Raw genomic sequence first — 22,401 nt, forward strand, 5'->3', positions numbered from 1 at the left:
CCTACTAGCCATAAAAGGTTTATTTAATGCCTTTCCAAAATTTCAAACGGCAGGGATTTTTTGCTGTTTCAATCACTGTATTAGGTTTATCCGCCCAGCCTGCTCTTTCCAGTCCTGCATCAGACCTCATTGATAAGTACAATGACTGGTTCCTTGCAAATGGCGCAGAAACTGCAACATATGCGAAGGCGGTAGAAGACGGATCAAAGACCGAAATTCTTGATCATAAAATCGAAGGAATGTTTACTCTTTCCCTCGATGAAGACAAGCCTAACCTTGGCGTCTACTACATCATCAAGACGCCAAAGGCGATTTATGATGGCTCTTCGCGTGACGGTGACACCTTCAGCTTCCAAAACGTAACCACCGATGAGATGCAGCTTGAGCTCGGCTTTTTTGAGAAAGCAGAGAATTTCAAAAATGTTGCAGAGGCTCAAGCCTCCGACGATGTCATCAAAGTTATTGCTGACGCCAAAGATTATGTCATTTCCGGTTATTCTGTGAACTGGATTGACCTGCCTGTTCTGTCAGATGGTGTTACCACAGAAGAGTTTCAGCAGTTGCTCGCCGCCGCAACCAGTGTTTCTTATGACCGCAGCAGCTTTGCTGAAGTTGTCGCTGATATGGCAATGGCCGACGCACTTACAGGGACATACACCATTAAGAACGGCGTTTTCTCCGGCGCGGAAAATGGTGTTGTGGCTTTGGCCTCAATTGAAGAAATTGAATATAAAACAACAACTTCAATGACGACAGATGGCCGAGAGGTCTCAACGGTTTCTGAAACGGCATACAACGACTTTTCAGTCAAAGATCAAGACGTACGCCCGCTTCTGGCGCTTCTTGGTGCGGCCAAGGCACCTTCTGATAGGCTGCTGAGCGAGTACCGGGTTGGAAGCTTCTCAAGTACAATAAAAACTGAAGGTGCCAGCGCCTCTGAACCATTCGGTTTTCTAGAAGTGAGTGCTGGTGAATCTACCACCAAAGATGTGCGCATGTCAGGTGGAGATGCTGCTAAGCTTTGGGCTGCGTTTGAGAGCCTCAAAGACAAGCCAGAGGAAGAAGAGGCTGTTGATCAGATTTTCGGTATGCTTGATGCGCTCGGCTCATACTACGTCGCATATTCAGACGTAAATGACATGGTCATCAAAGCGTGGGATCCAATCCGCGCACGCATGAAAGACAGCGAAGCACCAAGTTTTGAAGCAACACTGAAGCATTTCTCAACCACAGACTTTACAACAAACAGTCTTGGTCAGATGAAATTTGAAGGCCTGCACGGTGCTGTAGAAGGCGACGATGCAGTGTTTGACTTGGACAGCTTTGAACTAGCTGATCTTGCATGGCCTAGCCTGCGTACCATGGTTGAGAGCACTCTTGCGGCAGAAGCTGATCCTGCTGCTGCGATGAAGGCCATTCCAACGATCGGACGCATTTCTCTTGCTGGCCTAAACATGCAGGCAAAAGATCTGCCAACACCAGTCTCCCTTGGTGAGCTTACTATTGAGATGGGTAATCACATTGGGCCTATCCCGACAAGCCTGTCTGAAGTCATTGGAGGTCTGAGCTTTGATGCTGCACTCCTTCAAGAGCCGATGGTTCTGGGTGTACTTGACCGTCTTGGCATTGAGCGTGTTAACCTCACACAGGACTTCAAGATTGCGTGGGATGAGAACACTCAGGATCTGTCTCTGGAAAAATTCGAGTTTGAGCTTGAAAACGGCATAAAACTTCATGCTGACATTCAGCTTGGCGGAATTCCACGCTCTCTTTTTGAGAACCCACAGGAGGCAGAAGCTGTTGTGGCTCTGGCGACTTTCAAAGGTGCACAGATCGAAGTGATGGATTCACCGCTTATCAGTGAGCTTCTTGCAACTCAGGCAGAGCAAGCAGGTCTTCCTGCTGAATTGCTGGCTTCAATGATGATTGATGGTACGCTCCAGCAGGCTGGTCCACTGGCTGAAACCGAATTTGCTCTGGAACTGGCACAAGCAGCTAAGAGCTTTGCTGCCAAGCCAACCAACATCCGCGTGACACTCGCTCCGCAGACAGCAGTTCCAATCATGCAGCTCGGAGGCATTGCGGCTCTTGCACCTCAACAGCTCCCTGAAATGCTGGGCGCAACTGTAAGCTACACCGAGTAAGCTCAGACAGGATGAAATAAAAAAGGCCGCTGTGATAAGTGATATCACAGCGGCCTTTTTTGTAGTCTGGAAGAGCCTTGCAAAAGCTCAACGGCGCTTCAAGTCGGCCTTATCAAGCGTCCGGAGACGCTTTTTGAGTTACTTGATTGCTATTGGTGAACTGGAGTTCACACAGATGCCTGTAATAACCATCCATCTCATACAACTGATTGTGCGTGCCGCTCTCTAAGAGTTTGCCATGCGACAACACATGGATGGTATCCGCATCACGAACGGTTGAAAGACGGTGCGCAATCACGAGTGTCGTACGCCCCTTCATCAGGCGTGCAAGCGCGGTTTGTACTTTATTTTCGGACTCAGCATCCAAAGCAGACGTCGCTTCATCCAGCAATAGGATGGGTGCATCAGAAAGCATTGCACGTGCAATCGCCAAGCGCTGACGCTGGCCGCCGGAAAGGCGCGTGCCACCCTCGCCTGCATTACTTTCGTAGCCCTTTTCCATCTTCTCGATGAACTCATGGGCATTCGCATTCTTTGCAGCCTCAATCACTTCCTCATCCGTGGCGCTAGGACGGCCGATAAGGATGTTCTCTCTGATCGTACGATCAAACAGGAACGTATCCTGTGTCACGATTGCGATATTGCCGCGCAGACTTTCCATATTGAAATCACGAATATCCTGATCATCGATCAGAATTCCACCCTTATCGATTTCATAGAAACGCTCAATCAGTGAGAAGACTGTTGACTTACCCGCTCCAGACGCACCAACAAGGGCAGTCACTTCACCTGAGTTTGCGACCATACTCAGGCCATTCAGAGCTTTCGTCTCACCATAATCGAACTCGACTTGTTTGAACTCAATCCGTCCTTTGGTGACCTTCATATCAGGCTTGTCTAAGGTTCTCTGATTTTCCTCTGGCATATCCAGAAGCTCGTACATCAGGCGCACACCAACAAGCTTTGTATTCAGATTAACCTGAAAGCGAGCTAGGCGTTTAATTGGCTCATATGCAAGCAAAAGTGCTGTGATGAAGGCAAAGAATGCTCCCGGATCCTGATCCAAGGCGATCACACTATAACCGCCATAGAGGATAATAATCCCAATCGCGATACCGCCCAGAGTTTCCATCAATGGCGATGTTCTGGCAGTCAACTTCGCAATCTTGTTAGACTGTTGCTCGACGCTGGAGACCGCGCTGTCCATCGCCGAATGCATATTTGCTTCGTAGTTGAAGGACTTCACGACGCGAATGCCCAGAGCCATTTCCTTTACCAAGGAAAGAATGATTGTCTGAGAAACAAACTGGCTCTTTGCAATCTTCTTCACACGGCGAACAAGCTTGGAAACAGCATAGACAGCTGGAGGCATGATGCCCAGAGAGATGAGTGAGAGCAGCGGATTCTGCCAGACCATGACCGTGACCAGACCGATTACCGACATAATATCCCGTCCAGCGGAAAGGATGATCAGCTCCATAACACCGCGTGCAGCGCCTGTGTTGTGGCCAAATCGTGTGGCCAGATCACCAAATGTCGTGTGGTCGAAATATCTGACGCCCAATCGGGTCACTTTTTCAAACATGTTACGCTGGAGCTTGGCGACAATCGAGTTACCGATCCTGCTCAGCACAACAGTCTGACCATAGGTCGCTATACCTTTGGTCAGAAAGATGGTCATCACCGCGCCGGAGATGATGTAGACCATGGTGATGTCACGGTCGATAAAGACCTGATTGATCACGTTTTTCATGATAGCTGCACTGCCAGCACCTGCGGCGGCAGCTACAATCATGAAGCCAAACGCAATCATGTATTGGAACTTGTATTGCCCGAAATTTTCTCGGAGAAGGCGGCGAATAAGGCTGGGAGCGCCCTCTTCATCCGCAAACAGCTTTTTGCTTATGGCGTCGAACACCTAAAACCCTCAGCTTTTCCAGCGAATTTAAGTATGACGACTTAATTTGCTACCGGTAGAAGATGAAAAGGCGACCGTAGATCTACGACCGCCCTTCCATGAGATTTATAACATTATGACGTGAACCGCCATACCTGCTTTTCTGCCAGCGGCTCTTATGCTTCTGGCAAATTCAGGCGGATATGAAGATCGCGCAGCTGTGCCGGGAACACATCGCCCGGAGCACCCATCATCAAATCCTGTGCCTGCTGGTTCATTGGGAACAAGGTAACCTCACGTAGGTTCTTTGCACCAACGAGCAGCATAACGATACGATCAACACCAGCAGCCATACCGCCGTGTGGAGGCGCCCCGTACTGGAACGCGCGGAACATGCCACCGAACTTCTCTTCGAGCAGGCTTTCATCGTAACCAGCGATTTCGAAGGCTTTCTTCATGACTTCGACCTGGTGGTTACGGATCGCGCCTGAGCCGATTTCGTAACCGTTACAGACAACGTCGTACTGGTAGGCGTTCAGTTCAAGAGGCTCAACGTTGTTGAGGCCATCCATTCCACCTTCCGGCATGGAGAATGGGTTGTGACAGAAGTCAACTTTCTTGTTTTCTTCGTCCCATTCGTACATTGGGAAGTCAACAATCCAACACAGTGCGAACTGGTCTTCATCGATCAGGTTCAGCTCTTCAGCTGCACGGGTGCGCGCTTTACCAGCGAAATCTGCGAACTTTTTAGGATCGCCAGCTGCAAAGAACACTGCATCGCCTTCATCCAGACCAAGCTGGGTGCGGACTGCTTCGGTGCGTTCTGCGCCGATGTTTTTCGCAATTGGGCCAGCACCAGCGATTGCGTCTTCTTCTTTACGGAAGAAGATATAACCAAGACCTGGCTGACCTTCGCTCTGCGCCCATGAGTTCATGCGGTCACAGAATGCACGGGAACCGCCTTTAGGTGCTGGGATTGCCCAGACCTGAACCTTTGGATCACTCTCGATCATGCGTGCGAACACTTTGAAGCCGGAGCCTGCGAAGTGTTCAGTTACGTCCTGCATTTCGATCGGGTTACGCAGATCCGGCTTATCGGAGCCGTATTTGCGGATCGCTTCTGCGTAAGGAATGCGTGGGAATTCTTTGGTAACTGGCTTACCTTCAGCGAATTCATCAAACACACCACGGATAACTGGTTCAATGGTGGTCAGCACGTCTTCCTGAGTAACGAAGCTCATTTCCACGTCGAGCTGGTAGAACTCGCCTGGCAGACGGTCCGCGCGTGGATCTTCATCACGGAAGCAAGGTGCAATCTGGAAGTATTTATCAAAGCCAGACATCATAAGCAGCTGTTTGAACTGCTGAGGAGCCTGTGGCAACGCGTAAAACTTACCAGGGTGAATACGGGAAGGTACCAAGAAATCGCGTGCGCCTTCAGGAGAAGAAGCCGTCAGAATTGGTGTCTGGAATTCGTTGAACTCAGCATCATTCATGCGACGACGCATGGAGTTGATGATCTTGGTCCGTGTCATCAGATTTGCGTGCAGAGTGTCGCGACGCAAGTCGAGGAAACGGTACTTCAAACGAATATCTTCAGGGTATTCCAACTCACCGAATACTGGCAGCGGCAGCTCTTGAGAGTCACCCAAAACTTCCATATCACGGATGAAAATTTCGATCTCGCCGGTGCCAAGGCCCTTGTTGACGGTATCGTCAGAGCGCTTCTTAATGTCACCATCGATGCGGATGCACCATTCGGAACGTACGGTTTCAGCCAGTTTAAATGCTGGGGAGTCCGGATCAACAACACACTGCGTAAGGCCGTAATGGTCACGCAAGTCGATGAACAGCAGGCCGCCGTGATCGCGTACACGGTGCACCCAGCCAGAAAGGCGAGTGGTTTCACCTACATTATTCGCCCGCAGCTCTCCGCAGGTATGGCTTCGATAACGATGCATAGCGTCCTCAGTGGTAATCTAGTGAATCATAAAATTCAGAAACTGGTTGACCTCGTCAAAAGGTCATCCGGCTGGAAAAGACATGTCAGCATCCTAAAGTCAAGTAAGTCTGTAACTTTGGCGCTGTTTCTTGCGGACATTTCCCGAGTTTCCTCTACCTACGTGGTTTTCGCGAGGCTCTGGCTGCGACCCTTTGGTTCATAGAGAGTAAAAATCGACATTTACAACCACTTGATGAGAAAACGAGAAACTTAGATAGGGACAAGCCCGTTCGCTTACGCTATAGACTTTGACACCATGAAGATGATCACAACTACAGAAGAGCTTGCGCAAGCGTGTGCCAAGCTTGCTAATTCAGATTTCGTAACAGTTGATACCGAGTTTTTGCGGGAAACGACCTTCTGGCCAAAACTCTGCGTCATTCAGATTGCCAATCCAGATAATGCTGTGTTGGTTGATGCTCTGGCTGAAGATCTGGATCTTGAACCTTTTTTTGCATTGATGCGCAATACGGACATCGTGAAGGTGTTCCATGCTGCACGGCAAGATATTGAAATAATCTACCATCTGGGTGGCTTTGTGCCCTCACCTCTCTTCGACAGTCAGGTTGCAGCCATGGTTTGTGGCTTTGGGGATTCAGTTTCCTACGACCAACTGGTTTCGAAAGTGACGGGTGAGCGGATCGACAAATCATCCCGGTTTACAGATTGGTCCCGGCGTCCATTGACGAACAAACAGCTTGCTTATGCACTGGCTGATGTAACCCACTTGCGCGACGTCTACCAGTTCCTGAAAGAGCAACTGGAACAGAAGGGCCGCAACCACTGGGTTGAAGATGAGATGGCAACGCTGTCTTCCATCGACACCTACCGCAGTGATCCTGCGAAGGCCTGGCAGCGCATGAAGTTGCGCGTCCGCAAACCACGCGATCTGGCTGTTTTAAAGGAACTGGCCTTCTGGCGTGAACAGGAAGCGCAAAAGCGTGACATTCCTCGTAGCCGCGTTATCAAAGATGATGCGATTTTTGAGGTTGCAACGCAGAAGCCTCAGACATCTGAAGCTTTGGGGCACTTGCGCACAATCCCACGTGGTTTTGAGCGCTCTAGACATGCTGAGGACATTCTCAACGCGGTAAAACGCGCTATGGAGATTTCTGAGGACGATCTGCCAGAAGTTCCAAAAGGACGGCCTTCTCCGGACGGAGCGTCTGCAGCTGTCGATTTGCTGAAGGTGCTTTTGAAGATGAAGAGCGAAAGCTTTGGTGTGGCACCGAAAGTTATCGCGACGGTCGATGATCTGGACAAGATTGCATCAAGTGGAGATGCGCAGGTTCAGGCTCTTTCCGGCTGGCGCCGAGAGCTTTTTGGTGAAGATGCGCTGCGCTTGAAGAAAGGTGAAATCGGCCTTGCTTTTAATGGCCGTCAGGTCGTCATTTGTGAACAAGGTGAACCGGTTGAGCGTGTTGAAAACAGCTCTCGCCGTCGTGGTGGCAACAAGAACAACAAGCCAAAGTCTGATTAAGATTTTGAATCCACTACTCATCATAACTTACTGATAAATAAGAAAGCCCCGGCAAAACTTGTCGGGGCTTTCTTGTATCTGTCTCAGATTTCCTAGAGCACTCTGACTTCGGCTTCCAGATCCATAACACGTCCGAGTTGGTTCAGGCGTTTGGTCAAACGATCCCCTTGCATGTCCGCAAGTTCTGCAGGGAGAGCCAGTACGAGTTTGTCGTTCACCAGCGACAGCTTGCTCTTGAGCAACACACCATTCATGGAAGCGCTGATCAATGCCGCAACACGCAGTGTCGCGCCAAGCATACGTGCCAGCTTCATGAGACGTGGATTACTCAGGCTACGAATGGCCGGCGAAAGCGCATCATCCATCAGGCCTTCGTAGCGATAGAACACTGTCAGTGCCAGATATGCCCTACCCGCATGATCAATGCCTACAAACCCGCCATTAGAAATAATGTTCAGTGATTGCTGACCACGGTAGTCCGGATGCGCACGCCAGCCGATATCCGTTAACTGACAGGCCGCGATGCGCAGGCGGCGTTCGCCTTCGCTTTCGTCCACACCAGCCACACGCATGGCCTGCTCGCTCCACTCAACCACTTCGGCTGAATAAGAGGGATCACGGGCACGCAGCACACCCAACTCGTGGGCTGCTGTGAGCAAAGGGTCTTGCTTTTTGCCGTCTTCATCAAGCTGATCATACAAGTACCCTTCCCGCACGCCGAGTGCAGAAAAGACGACCTGATCTGCCTGACAATGCAACAAGGTCTGCCGCATCACGGTTGCACCATACGGCAGCAATCCACGACGCGCTTTAGAGATCACCTGAATGCTTGGCTCGTTGCTTAGGTCATCCCGCATGAGCTGCTCGCAGAAATCAATCATGACTTCAGCAGGCACTGTGTAGTCATGCATCACATGCAGCGGATAGCCCTGTTGATACAAGTGCAAACGGCCAAGTGAACGCCACGTTCCACCGATCGCATAGAAGTTGCGGTCTTTTGCCTTACCCAGCCAGTCGGCTTTTTCCAGCTCTTCACGGGCGATCTCATTGGCCAGTGCCAGATCTTTTTCTGAGGATTCCTGCAGCCGAATGCCGCCAAGCGGGAATGTGCGTCCGTCACCGATGCCATGTGCACTGATGTCGACCAGCTCTAATGATCCGCCGCCCAAATCTCCGACAAGGCCGTCTGCCCGCCAGAAACCAGAGAAAACCCCCATTGCTGAGTAGAAAGCCTCATCACGGCCAGATAGGATCTGAACGTTGGCCCGGCAGATGTTTTCTACTTTTGCAATGAACTCTGCGCCATTTTCAGCTTCGCGAGCTGCTGCTGTTGCCAGAATGTGCAGTTTGATGACACCCACATGATCGCAAACACGGCGAAACCGCACCAAAGCACGCAGTGCGGTGGCAACATTTTCTTCGCTCAGACGACCAGTCGCGCCTACACCGCGCCCCAGTCCTGCCAGGATTTTTTCATTGAACAACGCTGTCGGGTTACGCGCCAGTCTTTCATAAATTACAAGACGGACAGAGTTGGAACCAATATCAATGATTGCTATTGGTCCCGGGTCTGTAAATCGTCCTCGAGGCTCATCACTCGTCGAGATATCTGTCACTATTTGGCCGTTCTACAAAAAGTTTTGGGCTATCGCCCTGTAGCGAGCTACCACGACCAGACAGAGATGGGTTCGTCATAAAGAACTTGTGTGCGTTGAACGGATCTTCGTCTGGTTCTGCAACAATGCGCTCATGACTACCGTCTGGAAGCAGACGCCAGCTTTGTTGATTATCTTCTAGATTTGCAACCATGATCTGATCAAGAATCTGCTTGTGTACTGTTGGCGTTTTAACAGGAACAAGGGTCTCGACCCGACGATCCAGATTGCGCGGCATCATATCCGCTGATGAGATATAGACATGGGCTTCATCAGAGGGCAACCCGTGACCATTGCCAAAGCAGAAGATACGGCTGTGCTCAAGAAATCTTCCCACAATTGATTTAGCGCGGATGTTGTCAGAGAGCCCCGGCACGCCTGCCCGCAAGCAGCAAATACCGCGCACGACCAGATCAATTTGTACCCCTGCCTGACTGGCGCGGTACAATGCATCAATGACACCTGGATCTACCAGAGAGTTCATCTTCATCCAGATCTGACCCGGACGACCTGCCTTGGTGTGGGCAATCTCTTCTTCTGTGTGCTGAATGATGCGCTTGCGCAGGCTCATTGGAGAAACGGCCAGTCGCTCCAGCTCGCCCGGTTCTGCGTAACCTGTGATGTAATTGAACACCTTAGCCGCATCGCGTGCCATTGCTGGCTCTGCGGTAAAGTAGGACAGATCGGTATAAATGCGTGCTGTGATTGGGTGATAATTGCCGGTACCGAAGTGGCAGTAGGTTCTCAAACCGCCCTGCTCACGGCGGACAACCATGGAGACTTTCGCATGGGTTTTCAGCTCAAGGAAGCCGAAGACGACCTGTACTCCAGCGCGCTCCAGATCTCGCGCCCAACGGATGTTGGCTTCTTCGTCAAAGCGGGCTTTGAGTTCAACAAGCGCGGTGACGGATTTGCCAGCTTCTGCAGCTTCTGCAAGGGCTTTGACGATCGGCGAGTTGTTGGATGTGCGGTACAGCGTTTGCTTGATTGCGACGACATCCGGGTCCTGGGCGGCTTGGCGGAGGAACTGGACGACAACATCGAAGCTCTCGTAGGGATGGTGGATCAGGATGTCTTTTTGTTGGATAGCCGCAAAACAATCCCCGCCGTGTTCGCGGATGCGTTCCGGATAGCGCGGAGTGTATGGCGGGAACTTGAGATCATCGCGTTTGACGTTCACAGCCTGAGACAGGTCATTCAGCGCCAACAGGCCGTTGGCAAGGAAGGTTTCCTCTTCGGTGACTTCCAACTCATTTGCAACGAAGGCTCTCAGGCTCTTAGGTGTGCTTTCTTCGATTTCCATGCGGATCACAGACCCGCGGCGGCGGCGTTTCAGGGCGGTTTCAAAAACGCGCACCAGATCTTCCGCTTCTTCCTCGATTTCCAAGTCGGAGTCGCGCAAGACGCGGAACGCGCCTTTGCCGCAAACTTCATATCCGGGGAAGAGATTGCCGATGAACAACGAGATGATCGTCTCAATTGGAATGAAACGAGTTGCTTTTGGCCCGGCATCACGCGGTGTTGGCAGGACAACAAAGCGGCCAATCTGGCTTGGCATACGCAGCAGCGCAGTCATACCTGCGCCTCCATCCACCGGACGCAAATCTAGGATCAGCGAAAAGCCCAGATTTGGGATGAACGGGAAAGGATGCGCCGGATCAATAGCCAACGGGGTCAGAACCGGGAAAATATGCTGAAGGAAGTAGTCTTCCAGCCAATCCGTTTCAGACTGGCTCATGTTCTGCGCTTCAACGATGAAGATACCTTCATCAGCCAGCTCAGAGCGCAGTTGACGGAAGCGGGCTTGCTGCTCACTTTGAAGCTTGCTTACCTCAACAGAGATTTGCTCCAGCTGTTCTGTCGAGGTCAGACCATCATCAGAAATGGTCGTCACATCCGCTCGCTGCTGACCGCGCAGGCCAGCAACACGCACCATGAAGAACTCATCAAGGTTGTTGGCAGAGATGGACAGGAACCGGAGCCGTTCCAAAAGCGGATGGCTCGGGTTCATGGATTCTTCCAGAACACGGCGGTTGAACTGCAACCACGAGAGTTCACGGTTTACAAAGCGCTCTGGTTTTTGCATCAGAGCCAGCCCTGCACTCACCTCAAAATCTGCGGTGTCAGTGGTCTCGTCTTCCAAAGCGTTCATTTCCGTAAACTCATTCATTCCATGTACCTCCGCAGCCCGTGGACCGGGTCACCTGTATGGGCGCACCTCGCCCTTAGAATATCTGACGATTGCGCTGTCCGTTGTATGATTCTGGTCATTTAGACCATACATTTTTGACGGGAAAATAAAGCTTAGAGCATGTTGCAGTGCAGCAGCAAGCTCTCAGCATTATTTACAAGCGTATCTGGAGCCGATAACCGGCAACCACTTCTCGGAGATACGCCCTGGTTCCTACTCGCCCATGCTCTCCAGAATTTTGGAGGCCATGACGCGGGAGATCTTTCGACCCTTCGCCAATGCATGTCTGTCCAGCATGTCTACAACGTTGCGTGCTGCATCCAGTGACCGTTCAATTCTTATCACGAGGTAATCTATCACACTGGAGTCAACAGTTACCTGACGATCTGAAAAATGTTTGGTCATGACCATTGCGAGCAGCATGTCGTCTGGCTCTTCCACCTGCACCGGGGTCGCCGCCCGAAAACGGGACGCCAGATCCTTGGTTTTAAGGTCAAACGTGTTTGGCCACTCGCGGGTGGTCATCAACATGTTGCCACCGGACAGGCGTACTGCGTTGAACAGATGGAACAAAGATGCTTCATCAAAACCTGCATGCAGGTCTTCAACCGCGACCGGGCCGGCTTCTGCCAATGCCGTCAGGTCAAGAAATTCCAGTTCATCCCCGCCCACGATCTGAGCTCCGCTGAGCTCCTGCCATGCGTTGACCAGATGTGTTTTACCCGATCCGATCGGCCCTTGCAGGGTTACGATCGGAGATGGCCACTCCGGCCAATTGGTAATCAGATTGAATGCAGCCTGATTTGACGTTGAAACCAGATAATCATCAACCCCCAAAGCCTCCTCATGGGGCAAGACCAAAGGCAATTGTTGTGGCCCTGTCGATCCTGTCATTCCAGTCCTTCCGTCTTATTGGTATTTTTGTAGTGACCTGCATATAGCGAACTTGCAAGATATTGCCTGAGAGCAAATCTTGCTAGTACCCCAACCACTGCTGCAGCTGGAATTGCTATCAACATCCCCACAAATCCCATTAAAGAACCAAAAGCGAACAGTGCAAACATGAGCCAGACAGGGTGAAGACCGACACTTCCACCTAAAAGTTTGGGTTGAAGGACGTTTCCCTCCAGGAACTGACCAACAACAAACACGCCCAGCACCGCTCCGATCATGAAATAATCAGGCCAGAACTGGACCAAAGCAACACCAATTGACAGACCAAAGCCGACAATCGCGCCGACATAAGGAATGAAACTGATCAAGCCAGCTGTGAGACCGATCAACAGGCCAAATTTCAGGCCAACAAGTAACAGAGCGACAGCGTAGAAGGTGCCCAATATCAGGCACATCATCACCTGCCCGCGAACGAACCCGGCGACTACTGAATCCATATCACTTGCCAGTGCGCGGATGGTTTGCTGGTAGTCACGTGGCAGCCAGCTGTCGATGCGTTCGATCATGTTGTCCCAGTCGAGCAAGAGATAGAACGCGACAACTGGTGTCACCACAGCAAGACCGATGATAGAAATAAGTGCTTGCCCGCCGCTCCAGATTGACGACAGCAGCCCGCCAACGAAGTTTGCGGCCTGCCCGACGAAGGCACCCCAGTCGATTTTGTTGGTTTGGCCTGACAAGTTTGCAAGTCTGTCCATTTGTGGCCCAAGACTTTCGCGCAGCAAATTTTCAAGATTTCCGGCCAGTTCAGGCAGATACTCCAGAAATGCGATCAGCTGTTTGCCGAGAATTGGCAGGAGGATCAGCAGCGCTGCGGTGAAAACAATCAGGAATATCAGCAGGATCGTGACAGTCGCCCAGATGCGCCCGAACCCGTGGGTTTCCAGATAATCCGCAATTGGATCGAGAAGATAGGCCAAGGCCATACCTGCGACAAACGGTAGAAGGATGCTTTGAAACACCGATAAGAACAGGATGAAGGCTGTAAAAGCCAGCAACCAGAAGAATAACCGTTTGTTTGTACTCATAAACTATCTCCAAGTGGAGGCATGGAGCCCATCAGCTTGCCTGTTATCCGGCAGCACGGTCGCTCACAGAGGCATCTTTAAAATTTAAGATGGTTGTAGTTTCCATAGGTTGATTACGTCAAGTCGCAGCATCAGGTTTGCCAGAGTAGCTACTCCACCTTTTCGCCCGCTTAATTTCGGAGCATCTTTGAGAGGGGTGAAAAAGTTTCTCCTGAATGAAGAGTTTTTCAAAGCTCCATTAATTCGCAAAAGCTTAGCTGGTTCTGCACAGATGTGCGTTTTTCTGAGATACCAGCGTGGTTTCCTTCCCCTTTCGGCCTTGCAATTCCCTACAGTTTTGTTTTTATGCCGCCAAATTAGATAGGCGGTCATGCCGCTATACTCTTGATGATGCGGAGCAGTATCCATGAGCCAGGACCAGAACGGTAATAACGGCCTTACCTATTCACAAGCGGGGGTCGATATCGACGCCGGGAACGCACTGGTCAAACGGATCAGCCCACTGGTTAAAGCAACGCGTCGCCCGGGTGCTGACAGTGACATTGGCGGCTTTGGCGGTCTTTTTGATTTGAAAGGCGCTGGATTTAAAGACCCTGTTCTTGTGGCAGCCAATGATGGCGTGGGCACCAAGCTTAAGATTGCAATCGACACCAACGTGCATAGCGGTGTGGGGATAGATCTGGTTGCCATGTGTGTGAACGACCTTGTGGTGCAAGGTGCTGAGCCGCTGTTCTTCCTTGATTATTTTGCCACTGGCGCGCTGGACGTGGACATGGCGACCGATGTTGTGGCGGGGATTGCAGAGGGCTGTAAAATCTCCGGCGCCGCGCTGATCGGTGGTGAAACGGCTGAAATGCCAGGCATGTATGCGGCTGGTGATTATGATCTGGCTGGATTTTCCGTTGGCGCGGCTGAACGTGGAACGCTGCTGCCATCCAAAGATATTGGCGAAGGCGACGTTCTGCTTGGTCTGGCTTCTTCCGGTGTGCATTCCAACGGTTTTTCTCTGGTTCGCAAGATCGTTGAGGTTTCCGGCCTGACATGGGCTGATAAAGCTCCGTTTGATGCAGACAAAACGCTTGGCGAAGCGCTGATGGAGCCTACCCGGATCTATGTGAAGCCGCTACTGGCCGCGATTAAAGAAACCAATGGCATCAAAGCCTTGGCACACATCACTGGTGGTGGTCTTCCTGAGAACCTACCACGCGTTCTGCCTGACGGGCTTGCTGCACGGATTGATCTTTCTGCTATTTCCTCTCCTGCTGTGTTTGGCTGGCTTTCAAAAGCTGGCGGGATTGAACAGTTTGAAATGCTGCGCACCTTCAACTGTGGTGTTGGCATGGTGGTCGCGGTTGCGGCAGACAAAGCCGATGCTGTTCGCGACGTGCTTGAGCGTGAAGGCGAAACTGTTGTGACGCTTGGCAAACTGGAAACTGCGCAGGATGGGGCTGAGCAGGTTGTGTTTGACAGCTCGCTGGATTTTGCCAAATGAGCACGCAGCCTAAAAAACGCGTAGGTGTTTTGATTTCAGGGCGTGGCTCCAACATGCTGTCTCTCATTGAGGCAGCAAAAGCTCCTGATTATCCAGCGGAAATCGTTGTGGTGGGGTCCAACCGGCCAGACGCGAAAGGGCTGGAGCGCGCTGCTGACGAAGGTTTTGCCACTTTTGCGTTGGATCACAAGCTTTATGGCAAGGACCGTGAGGCATTTGAGCGTGATCTGAATGCGATGCTTGAACAGCACAACATAGACCTGCTTGTTCTGGCTGGCTTTTTACGTTTGCTAACACCGTGGTTCGTAAGCCAGTGGCAAGGCCGGATGATCAACATCCACCCTGCTCTCTTACCAAGCTTTCCGGGTCTGCATACGCATGAGCGAGCGTTGAAGGAAGGCGTTCGCATTCATGGGGCGACTGTGCATTTTGTAACAGCGGAAATGGATGTGGGGCCAATCATCGCGCAGGGAGCTGTCCCCGTTCTGGACGGGGATAATCCGGATGATCTGGCAGCGCGTGTGCTGGCGGTTGAGCATGAGATCTATCCGAAGGCCTTGGAGGCTGTGGCCAGTGGCAGAGCTTCCGTTGACGGCTTTCGTGTGAAGATTGAAGGTGCTAAGCAGGACGATAAAAGCCTTATTTGTTAATGAGATAAGGTTCTCATAAAGAGACACAAAAAAGGCCGTAGGCGCTCCCGCCTCCGGCCTTTTTTCGTTTGCGTTACTATGTGCGTTCGTTTGCGCGATTTGCGTTTTTTCTGCGTTGAAAGCGAAGTTGGTCCTACGCTACCACCTGTGAGCCTTGTCAGATCCGAAGTTCACCCTTTTGCAGCACCAAGTCATCCAGTTTCACAAACTGAGATTGCCTCGCAGTGCTCCGCTCGGTCTGAACTTCTGGCTGTTCGATACCATCTTCGTCAGGTCCTGTCTCCAAATCAGCATAGTTGACATTGGACTCTGCTGGCGGTGTCACCTGCTGGGATGCGTGAGCGGCCGGTCTGTTGAACTGAGCAAAATATGACTCAAACGTTTTGAACTCGCCTGTTGTCTGCAACTGAGCCATATAGCCATCGATGTAGGCTTCCTTCCCTTCCATGAAATCATTTAGTTGATCCAGGCTTTGGAAGTTGGTTCCCAAATTACCATTCGTGATTTCAAGAGTCCGCCGCGCGGAGTAGCTTTCAGTGTTCTCACCCAAGTTCTGTGCTTCCACGTTCTGGTAGACAGTCCCTGTGTTCAACTGCGCATATGTTGGCGCTACTGTCGTCTTTGGCTCCAGATGATCGTATGGGTGTTGTGGCCGCGGGGTATCATACTGATGCGGTTGTGGGCGCGGAGTATCGTATAGAGGTTGTGGTGGCTGGCGTGGAACATCGTAAAGAGGCGATTGCTGCACTCCAGAGCCCTCAGCGCTTCGGGTGCTGCTTGCATACCCCAATATTCGACTCTGGGCACTGGAGACCGCAGCATCCATGGCTTTCAAGCTACGGATATCGACTTTGGTGGCGTCCCCCAGTGTGCGATGAGATCCGTCGTGCTCGTTGAACTCAGTCCTGTCAAAAACGCTCGCTTGAATACCGGCCATCATCGCTTTCAGGTCAACGAGACGCTCGGTCCCGGATGAGGCGTGCTTTATTGTGTCTGCAATCGTCTGCTCTGCAAGTTCCAGAAAGGGAGCCCAGTTTTCTTTCGCTTGTTCCGGAGCACTTTGGGTTCGTCCCAGAAGGTTCCCGATGTTTTTTGTCGCGTCGGAGAGAGATTGCTTCACATTGGCAAGGCGGCCATGCGACAACGCACTTGCTGCAGATTTAAGATTATCCCCCAAACCGCGCTTGTGCTGCGGCGTGTCAACTACAACGGAGTAAATCCGTTCCCCTGTCTGCGGGTTGCCTTTTTTACTGCCAATAGAAACGATCAAGTCGTCAGTATTTAGATTTAACGAGGTCGCATGCTCGACACGAGCCTGATTTACCAGATTTTCAACAGCACCGTGAAAATTACTAGAGTTACCAATAGTTAATCCGCTCATTGCACACCCTTTATTATTATGAATTTGACGCAGAGTCATCAAATTCAATCAGAACTCGCCAAGTGGAACTACTTTACGATTTCTGGCGGAGTTAAGAGTGTCGCTTAATACTATGAGGGCTCTTTTTTGCTCACATATGCGTTCAATATTTGTGAACTGAGGAAAATCATCACTTTTGTCGTCCATGCCTACTGAAGGAGCGGTATCGCCCCCTTCAATAGACCAAGGATACCTGCCTTATGCTTTGCGCACCGCCACGTGGATATCGTGGAAGGCTGCGCCGCCGAAAGGAGCTGTCTGGTCGGCACTGGTGAGGGTGTTGATGCCGTTGCCACCTTCGTGCGCTGCATTGGGCCAGATGCCCTCTGCGATGAGTGTGCCCTTTTGAGGACGATCGCCCACGGAGGCGTGCAGGATGACTTCGCCGCGGTGATTGGAGAGGATGATCTTGTCGCCCTCCTCCACGCCCAGCGCGGCTGCGTCGTCTGCGTGCAGCATGACCGTTGGGCGGCCTTCCTTCTTCACGGAGCTCGGGGTCTCGTTGAACGTAGAGTTCAGGAACGAGCGTGAGGGAGATGTGGCGAGGCGGAACGGATAGTCCCTGGTCGGCAACTCATTGATGTCCCAATGATCCGGCAAGGCTGGCATTTGTTGCCATGGGCCCATTGGACCGTTGTTTGGTGCTGGCACCCTCGCCCAATCCGGCTTGAAGCGGAACTTGCCGTCCTCATAGCCAAAGCCGTTTATGTAATGGGCTTCATTGAAGTCTGGCTGACAGTCGAGCCAGCGGTTCTCTTCCAGCTCGCTCAAACCGCCTGGATATTTGGAGTTTTTGAGCATCCAGTCGATGTGCTCGCGGGAGGTCATTTTGTGCGCTTCGTGGTCTTCCCCGCCGAGGCGTTCAATCAGCTCGTTCAGCACATAGAGGTTCGGCTTGGCTTCGCCCGGGGCGTCGACCAGTTTTGGACCGAACAGGAGGTTCTGGTGTCCGCCGCCTTTGTAGATGTCGTCATGTTCCAGAAACTGGGTTGCTGGCAGGACGATATCCGCCATGAGCGCGGTTTCAGTCATGAACTGCTCGTGGACCACGGTGAACAGGTCTTCGCGGGCAAAGCCTTCTTTTACGAGGGTCTGCTCAGGAGCTACAGACACCGGATTGGTGTTCTGGATCAGCATGGCGGTGACTGGTGGGCCGTCCATAAGCGCTTCGCTGTCGCCTGTAAGAACCCGGCCTACCTGAGACATATCGAGTTTGCGGATGGAACTGTCGTGGAGCGAGTGAGCTTCGACCATGGCCATGTTGAGACCGTAGATGGCGCCGTTGTTATGAAACGCGCCGCCGCCCTCATATTGGTAGTGACCGCCAACAACCGCGATACAGCTGGCGGCATGCATGGAGACCACGCCGTTGCGCTGGCGGGTGAAGCCATAGCCAAGGCGGAAGTAAGTTTTCTTTGTTTCGCCAACCAGTTTGGCGAGTTCTTCGATCTGCTCTGCGGAAAGACCTGTGATCTCGCTGGCCCACTCAGGGCTGCGGGTCTTCAGGTGTTCTTCCAGTTCGGCAGGTGCGTCGGCGTACTTTTCCATGTAAGCGCGGTCGGCATAGCCATCGCGGAACAAAACGTGCATGACAGCACAAGCGAGTGCGGCGTCGGAACCCGGCTTCAAGACAAGGCCGATGTCTGCCTGTTTCATTGTCTCGGTCTTATAGACATCGATGACAACGATCCTGGCTTTACGGGTCTTGCGGGCTTTGATGGCGTGGGTCATGACGTTGACCTGCGTCGCCACCGGGTTGGTGCCCCAGATCACCACAGCGTCGGCAAGCGCCATTTCGCGCGGGTCCGGCCCAGCGAGTTTACCAGTGCCAGCGATGTAGCCAGTCCACGCCATGTTGGTGCAGAAGGTCTGGTACATGCCGGAATAACTTTTGGCGTTGCGCAGGCGGTTGATGCTGTCGCGCTGAACAAGCCCCATGGTGCCGGCGAAGAAGTATGGCCAGACGGTTTGCGGGCCGTGTTTCTTCTCAGCCTCCAGGAATTTCTCAGAGACTTCCTGTAGTGCCTCTTCCCAGCTGATCTCTTCGAACTGGCCGGAGCCTTTCGGGCCTGTGCGGCGCAAAGGTTTGGTCAAACGGTCCGGATGATGCAAGCGCTCGGAGTAGCGAGCGACCTTGGCGCAGATGACGCCAGCGGTATAATCGTTGTCACGGGTGCCATGAATACGGCCTACACGCCCATCTGCATGTACTTCGACCTCGATTGCGCAGGTGGACGGGCAATCGTGTGGACATGCGGAGGCAAACCTTTGTGGTTTTTCGGGCTTAGACATGCGTGGCGTACTCAATAAAACTGGTGTTCTAGACTTGTTCTCGTTGCACAGACAGATCGCGGGTAACACTCAAATTGTCAAGAAAGCGCAGGCAAAAAATTCTTGAATTGACGATTTCTTGAGGTCCTGCGCGGTCTTTGCGGTGTTCCTGTATTTCCTAATGCTTGCAAGAGGTGCCTGTTCTGGTCTTTCATAGGGAATGGTTTGAAGCTTGAGGCAGTCCATGTTGCAGGATATCGACGTAATTGCGTGGGATTTTGACGGGGTTCTCAATCGTAACATTATCAATGACCGCTTTATCTGGGTGCAGCAGTTTGAAGAGGATCTCGGCATCTCATGGCACACCTTTGCTCAGGAGATGTTTACGGATGATTTTAACGAGGTTCTGGTTGGGCATGAGGATCTCAGAGATCTTCTCTCCCGTTGGGCGGATAAGACCGGCTATCCCGGTGACCTTGATCATTTCCTGCTGTACTGGTTTGAAAAGGACGCCCACCCGGACTTTGATCTGCTGGCCTTAATGCGCAAGCTTACCAAGACCCATGTCCGCCAGGTGATTGCGACCAACAACGGGGCACGGCGTACGCGCTATATCGAAGAGCAGATGGGCTACAAGGATCGCGTAGAGACGGTGTTTGCCTCCGGGCGTATGGGGGTGGCCAAGCCCAGCGCCGAGTTTTTCATACATGTTACCAAGGCCCTTAAGGTTCCTGCCAACCGGATGCTTTTGATTGACGACCGGGAAGAGAACATTATGTCCGCGTTGGACATGGGGTGGCGGGCGCTGCATTTTACTCCCAACACCCGCGAGCAGATCATCAAGGTGCTTGGGTCGTTTTAGTGCATCTTAGTGGGTCTGTTACTTCCTCACCGCTTCCCATGCCATCTTCACCAGAAACTGCCTGTCTTTATCACAGACAACCCGCTCTGTGCTTAACAGCGTATAGGCTGGACCTACGATGAGCGCGGAGGCAACGGACCACGGAATAGGTTTCACAGCTCCCAGCACTTGCCAGGTGGCATAGAGCGCCTCTCCCTGCAAATGAACGTTCTCCATCTGTTGCTTGATGGTTTCGAACTCATCTTCCGTCTGGGCTTTGACCTTCAGCTCCTCAAAAAGGCGAAACAGATCAGGATTGGCACTGCCCCACCGCAGCAAGCCATTGACGGAGGCTTTGATGGTGTCTTCAGCGCTGGCGGTTTGAGGCGTGTTGCGTGTCTCTCTGGTCCAACCGGCCACGGCCTGATCCCATAGCGCGACGGCGATATCCGGTTTTCCCTTGAAGAAGTGATAGATGCTGCCGGTCGTCGCTCCGCTTTTGTTGCGGATTTGTGCAATCGAGGTGCTTGTGTAGCCCTGTTTTAAAAACAGCTCCAGCGCAGCATCCAGTATGGATTGATATCTGTTGTTTTCATTGGCCACTAGAACACCATTCCAACCCTGACGAGAGTACCGCTCTATCTCAAGTTAGAACGCCATTCTAATATATGAGCGCAGTGTCAGGTCTGCAAAGAAGAACCGTGGCAGTGCAAAGAGACCTTTAAAAGCAATGGAAGGATTTGAACCTGATGCGTCATGTTTTTGAGTTCACAGGTCTTGCGTGTCTTCACCTGAGACGCAGCCGCCATTCTGCGGAGAAGCGCCTTCAGAAATTGATGCCTTTTTTCAAATGGTTGGCCAGAACTTCCAGGCTTAGATTCGCCATTTTGTAAAGGTCTTCATGGGACATGCCGTGCTGTACCATGATGGAGAGACCTTCAAAGATCGTTGCGTAGAACTTGGCCAGTGATGTGGCTTCGTCATCAGTTTGAAGCTCGCCTTTGCACTGGGTGAATTTGTAGATGAAGTGCTCCATGCCCTCGAGCTTCATCTTGCGCAGCTCCTCCGACAATTCCGGGTCCAGCTCTGCGATGTCCATGAGGGTATGGAACCGCATGGCCGTGCCAGCATCATATTGCTCCCGGGAGAGTTCAATAAACTCGTAAAGCACAGCTTCAACTGCTGGGTATAGTTCTGAGTGGAGCGCGAGCACAGACCGGAGCTGGCGATAGAATTTGGAGAAGTACCAGTGCATGGCAGCTGCACAAAACTGCTCTTTGGTGGCAAAATGCTTCTCGATAAAGTCTCTTGAGCTTCCGCTTGCAACAGCAAGGTCTTCCAATGTGGAATGCTGGAACCCTTGCAGCATAAAAACCTTCACGCAGGAATCTAAGGCGGTTTCGAGTTCAGGTGACAATTCACCATCGCGTATGGGATCTAATGAGGACATGGCGTCAGTATACGTTTTGGGTGGGGGGCAGCAATCTCGTTTTCCAGCTATGGGAAATGAGTACAGAAGAGGTCTCTCCCGTCTTGGTGGATTTCTTTCATCTTCTGTAAAGAGCTAAGGCAATGGGCAGTGAGAAGGCAGTGGCACTCACTTTGATTTCTTCTTGGAGCCCTTCTTTTTCTTGGGCTGGCCGGTCTTCATATGCGCTTCCAGAACGCCGAGGCTCGCAACCGCAACCTTGTACATCAGATCACACGGGGTTCCGTATTTGATCAGCTCATAAAGGCCTTCAATCACTGTCAGGAAGTAGTGTGCCAACACCTCGATGTCGGCGTCGTCCTTGAGCTCCAGCTTGCACTGCTTGAACTTGTCGAGAACCTGATGTTCCCAATCATTCTGCAGTTCCTCGAAGGAGTTTTTGACGAACTCATCAACGTTGGAAATGTCAATGAACGTGCGGACAAATAACCCTTTGTTGGCATGGACCTGATCGCAGCTGATTTCGATGAAGGCAAACAGCACCGCTTCCATGGCCGAATAGATATCCTGGTGCATGGCCATTTCTGCGCGCATGTGGCGGCTGTACTTGATGTAGTACCAGCGCATGGCTGCAGCTGCGAGTTCCTGCTTGGACGTGAAGTGTTCCTTCACACAGTCTCCCGAGCATCCGGCGGCTTTACCTATATCATCCAGAGTGCAGGTTTCGTAGCCCTTGAGGAGAAAGACTTTGACACACTGGTCGAAGAGCCTTTCGATTTTGGGAGTTACGTTTCCGGCCTCTATCATATCGCACGGTCTCATGGCCGCGAGTATATGGTGTCGGTGTGTCTCCTCAACGCTGTTTTAGTCACATGGAAAACAACAGTGCAAAGACATAGGGCTTACTGCGCCTATAACTTTCACCTTCTGTAAAGGATTTGAAACGA

At 51.8% G+C, this 22,401-nt stretch carries 17 protein-coding genes; 6 read left to right on the plus strand and 11 right to left on the minus strand.

The window, feature by feature from the left end:
- Window positions 1-26: 26 nt before the first annotated feature.
- Window positions 27-2,144: a hypothetical protein gene (locus tag PsW74_RS07995; protein ID WP_063288475.1), complete on the plus strand. Its 2,118-nt coding sequence runs from the start codon at window positions 27-29 to the stop codon at window positions 2,142-2,144.
- A gap of 112 nt (window positions 2,145-2,256) precedes the next feature.
- On the opposite strand, the gene PsW74_RS08000 is transcribed toward PsW74_RS07995, so the two are convergent.
- Complete coding sequence (locus PsW74_RS08000) at window positions 2,257-4,062, minus strand: ABC transporter ATP-binding protein (protein ID WP_063288474.1); 1,806 nt, start codon at window positions 4,060-4,062, stop codon at window positions 2,257-2,259.
- Window positions 4,063-4,217: 155 nt separating this feature from the next.
- Complete coding sequence (aspS, locus tag PsW74_RS08005; RefSeq protein ID WP_063288473.1) at window positions 4,218-6,002, minus strand: aspartate--tRNA ligase; 1,785 nt, start codon at window positions 6,000-6,002, stop codon at window positions 4,218-4,220.
- Window positions 6,003-6,299: 297 nt separating this feature from the next.
- Here aspS and rnd point away from each other — a divergent pair, with 297 nt between their 5' ends.
- Window positions 6,300-7,523 carry a ribonuclease D gene (rnd, locus tag PsW74_RS08010; RefSeq protein WP_063288472.1) on the plus strand — a complete coding sequence of 408 codons (1,224 nt, stop codon included), beginning with the start codon at window positions 6,300-6,302 and terminating at the stop codon, window positions 7,521-7,523.
- A gap of 92 nt (window positions 7,524-7,615) precedes the next feature.
- Here the strand turns inward: rnd and PsW74_RS08015 are convergent, their stop codons facing one another.
- The 4 genes from PsW74_RS08015 to PsW74_RS08030 form a co-directional block, all read right to left on the minus strand.
- Window positions 7,616-9,139 carry a Ppx/GppA phosphatase family protein gene (locus tag PsW74_RS08015; RefSeq protein ID WP_082830505.1) on the minus strand — a complete coding sequence of 508 codons (1,524 nt, stop codon included), beginning with the start codon at window positions 9,137-9,139 and terminating at the stop codon, window positions 7,616-7,618.
- Window positions 9,117-11,264, minus strand: a complete 2,148-nt coding sequence (locus PsW74_RS08020) for an RNA degradosome polyphosphate kinase (RefSeq protein WP_244271758.1) — start codon at window positions 11,262-11,264, stop codon at window positions 9,117-9,119. Before PsW74_RS08020 ends, PsW74_RS08015 begins: the two co-directional genes overlap by 23 nt.
- 318 nt (window positions 11,265-11,582) lie before the next feature.
- Window positions 11,583-12,263, minus strand: a complete 681-nt coding sequence (locus tag PsW74_RS08025) for a DnaA/Hda family protein (RefSeq protein ID WP_057465335.1) — start codon at window positions 12,261-12,263, stop codon at window positions 11,583-11,585.
- Window positions 12,260-13,351, minus strand: a complete 1,092-nt coding sequence (locus PsW74_RS08030; RefSeq protein ID WP_063288470.1) for an AI-2E family transporter — start codon at window positions 13,349-13,351, stop codon at window positions 12,260-12,262. The genes PsW74_RS08025 and PsW74_RS08030 overlap by 4 nt, the downstream gene beginning before the upstream one ends.
- Window positions 13,352-13,757: 406 nt before the next feature.
- On the opposite strand from PsW74_RS08030, the gene purM reads away from it, so the two are divergent.
- Both purM and purN read left to right on the plus strand, forming a co-directional pair.
- The gene (purM, locus tag PsW74_RS08040; protein ID WP_063288469.1) at window positions 13,758-14,843 is read left to right on the plus strand and encodes a phosphoribosylformylglycinamidine cyclo-ligase; all 1,086 of its coding nucleotides are present in this window, start codon (window positions 13,758-13,760) and stop codon (window positions 14,841-14,843) included.
- Window positions 14,840-15,493 carry a phosphoribosylglycinamide formyltransferase gene (gene purN, locus PsW74_RS08045; RefSeq protein ID WP_063288468.1) on the plus strand — a complete coding sequence of 218 codons (654 nt, stop codon included), beginning with the start codon at window positions 14,840-14,842 and terminating at the stop codon, window positions 15,491-15,493. The genes purM and purN overlap by 4 nt, the downstream gene beginning before the upstream one ends.
- A 157-nt stretch (window positions 15,494-15,650) precedes the next feature.
- On the opposite strand, the gene PsW74_RS08050 is transcribed toward purN, so the two are convergent.
- Entirely contained in the window at window positions 15,651-16,874 is a 1,224-nt protein-coding gene (locus PsW74_RS08050) for a hypothetical protein (RefSeq protein WP_063288467.1), read from the minus strand.
- A 237-nt stretch (window positions 16,875-17,111) separates the two neighbouring features.
- Window positions 17,112-19,205: a molybdopterin oxidoreductase family protein gene (locus PsW74_RS08055; RefSeq protein ID WP_063288466.1), complete on the minus strand. Its 2,094-nt coding sequence runs from the start codon at window positions 19,203-19,205 to the stop codon at window positions 17,112-17,114.
- Window positions 19,206-19,428: 223 nt separating this feature from the next.
- On the opposite strand from PsW74_RS08055, the gene PsW74_RS08060 reads away from it, so the two are divergent.
- Window positions 19,429-20,046 carry an HAD-IA family hydrolase gene (locus tag PsW74_RS08060; protein WP_063288465.1) on the plus strand — a complete coding sequence of 206 codons (618 nt, stop codon included), beginning with the start codon at window positions 19,429-19,431 and terminating at the stop codon, window positions 20,044-20,046.
- Between the two features lie 18 nt (window positions 20,047-20,064).
- Here PsW74_RS08060 and PsW74_RS08065 read toward each other — a convergent pair whose 3' ends face one another.
- The 3 genes from PsW74_RS08065 to PsW74_RS08075 all read right to left on the minus strand — a co-directional run bounded on the left by PsW74_RS08065 (window position 20,065) and on the right by PsW74_RS08075 (window position 22,231).
- Window positions 20,065-20,628, minus strand: coding sequence for a TetR/AcrR family transcriptional regulator (locus PsW74_RS08065; protein ID WP_057465341.1), 564 nt, complete (start codon window positions 20,626-20,628; stop codon window positions 20,065-20,067).
- Window positions 20,629-20,851: 223 nt separating this feature from the next.
- On the minus strand, window positions 20,852-21,394 hold the full coding sequence (locus tag PsW74_RS08070) for a TetR/AcrR family transcriptional regulator (protein ID WP_063288464.1): 543 nt from the start codon (window positions 21,392-21,394) through the stop codon (window positions 20,852-20,854).
- A gap of 228 nt (window positions 21,395-21,622) precedes the next feature.
- Window positions 21,623-22,231 carry a TetR/AcrR family transcriptional regulator gene (locus PsW74_RS08075; RefSeq protein ID WP_244277846.1) on the minus strand — a complete coding sequence of 203 codons (609 nt, stop codon included), beginning with the start codon at window positions 22,229-22,231 and terminating at the stop codon, window positions 21,623-21,625.
- Here PsW74_RS08075 and PsW74_RS29630 point away from each other — a divergent pair.
- Complete coding sequence (locus PsW74_RS29630; RefSeq protein ID WP_244276657.1) at window positions 22,115-22,387, plus strand: hypothetical protein; 273 nt, start codon at window positions 22,115-22,117, stop codon at window positions 22,385-22,387. The two genes, PsW74_RS08075 and PsW74_RS29630, sit on opposite strands and share 117 nt — an antisense overlap.
- Window positions 22,388-22,401 lie beyond the last annotated feature (14 nt).

It is taken from the genome of Pseudovibrio sp. W74, from assembly GCF_001623085.1.
Lineage (GTDB): Bacteria > Pseudomonadota > Alphaproteobacteria > Rhizobiales > Stappiaceae > Pseudovibrio.

Coding starts and splice junctions, on each gene's coding strand:
- PsW74_RS07995 (WP_063288475.1), top strand. CDS start 27: ATGCCTTTCCAAAATTTCAAACGGCAGGGATTTTTTGCTGTTTCAATC.
- aspS (WP_063288473.1), bottom strand. CDS start 6,002: ATGCATCGTTATCGAAGCCATACCTGCGGAGAGCTGCGGGCGAATAAT.
- rnd (WP_063288472.1), top strand. CDS start 6,300: ATGAAGATGATCACAACTACAGAAGAGCTTGCGCAAGCGTGTGCCAAG.
- PsW74_RS08020 (WP_244271758.1), bottom strand. CDS start 11,264: ATGCAAAAACCAGAGCGCTTTGTAAACCGTGAACTCTCGTGGTTGCAG.
- PsW74_RS08025 (WP_057465335.1), bottom strand. CDS start 12,263: ATGACAGGATCGACAGGGCCACAACAATTGCCTTTGGTCTTGCCCCAT.
- PsW74_RS08030 (WP_063288470.1), bottom strand. CDS start 13,351: ATGAGTACAAACAAACGGTTATTCTTCTGGTTGCTGGCTTTTACAGCC.
- purM (WP_063288469.1), top strand. CDS start 13,758: ATGAGCCAGGACCAGAACGGTAATAACGGCCTTACCTATTCACAAGCG.
- purN (WP_063288468.1), top strand. CDS start 14,840: ATGAGCACGCAGCCTAAAAAACGCGTAGGTGTTTTGATTTCAGGGCGT.
- PsW74_RS08050 (WP_063288467.1), bottom strand. CDS start 16,874: ATGAGCGGATTAACTATTGGTAACTCTAGTAATTTTCACGGTGCTGTT.
- PsW74_RS08055 (WP_063288466.1), bottom strand. CDS start 19,205: ATGTCTAAGCCCGAAAAACCACAAAGGTTTGCCTCCGCATGTCCACAC.
- PsW74_RS08060 (WP_063288465.1), top strand. CDS start 19,429: ATGTTGCAGGATATCGACGTAATTGCGTGGGATTTTGACGGGGTTCTC.
- PsW74_RS08070 (WP_063288464.1), bottom strand. CDS start 21,394: ATGCTGCAAGGGTTCCAGCATTCCACATTGGAAGACCTTGCTGTTGCA.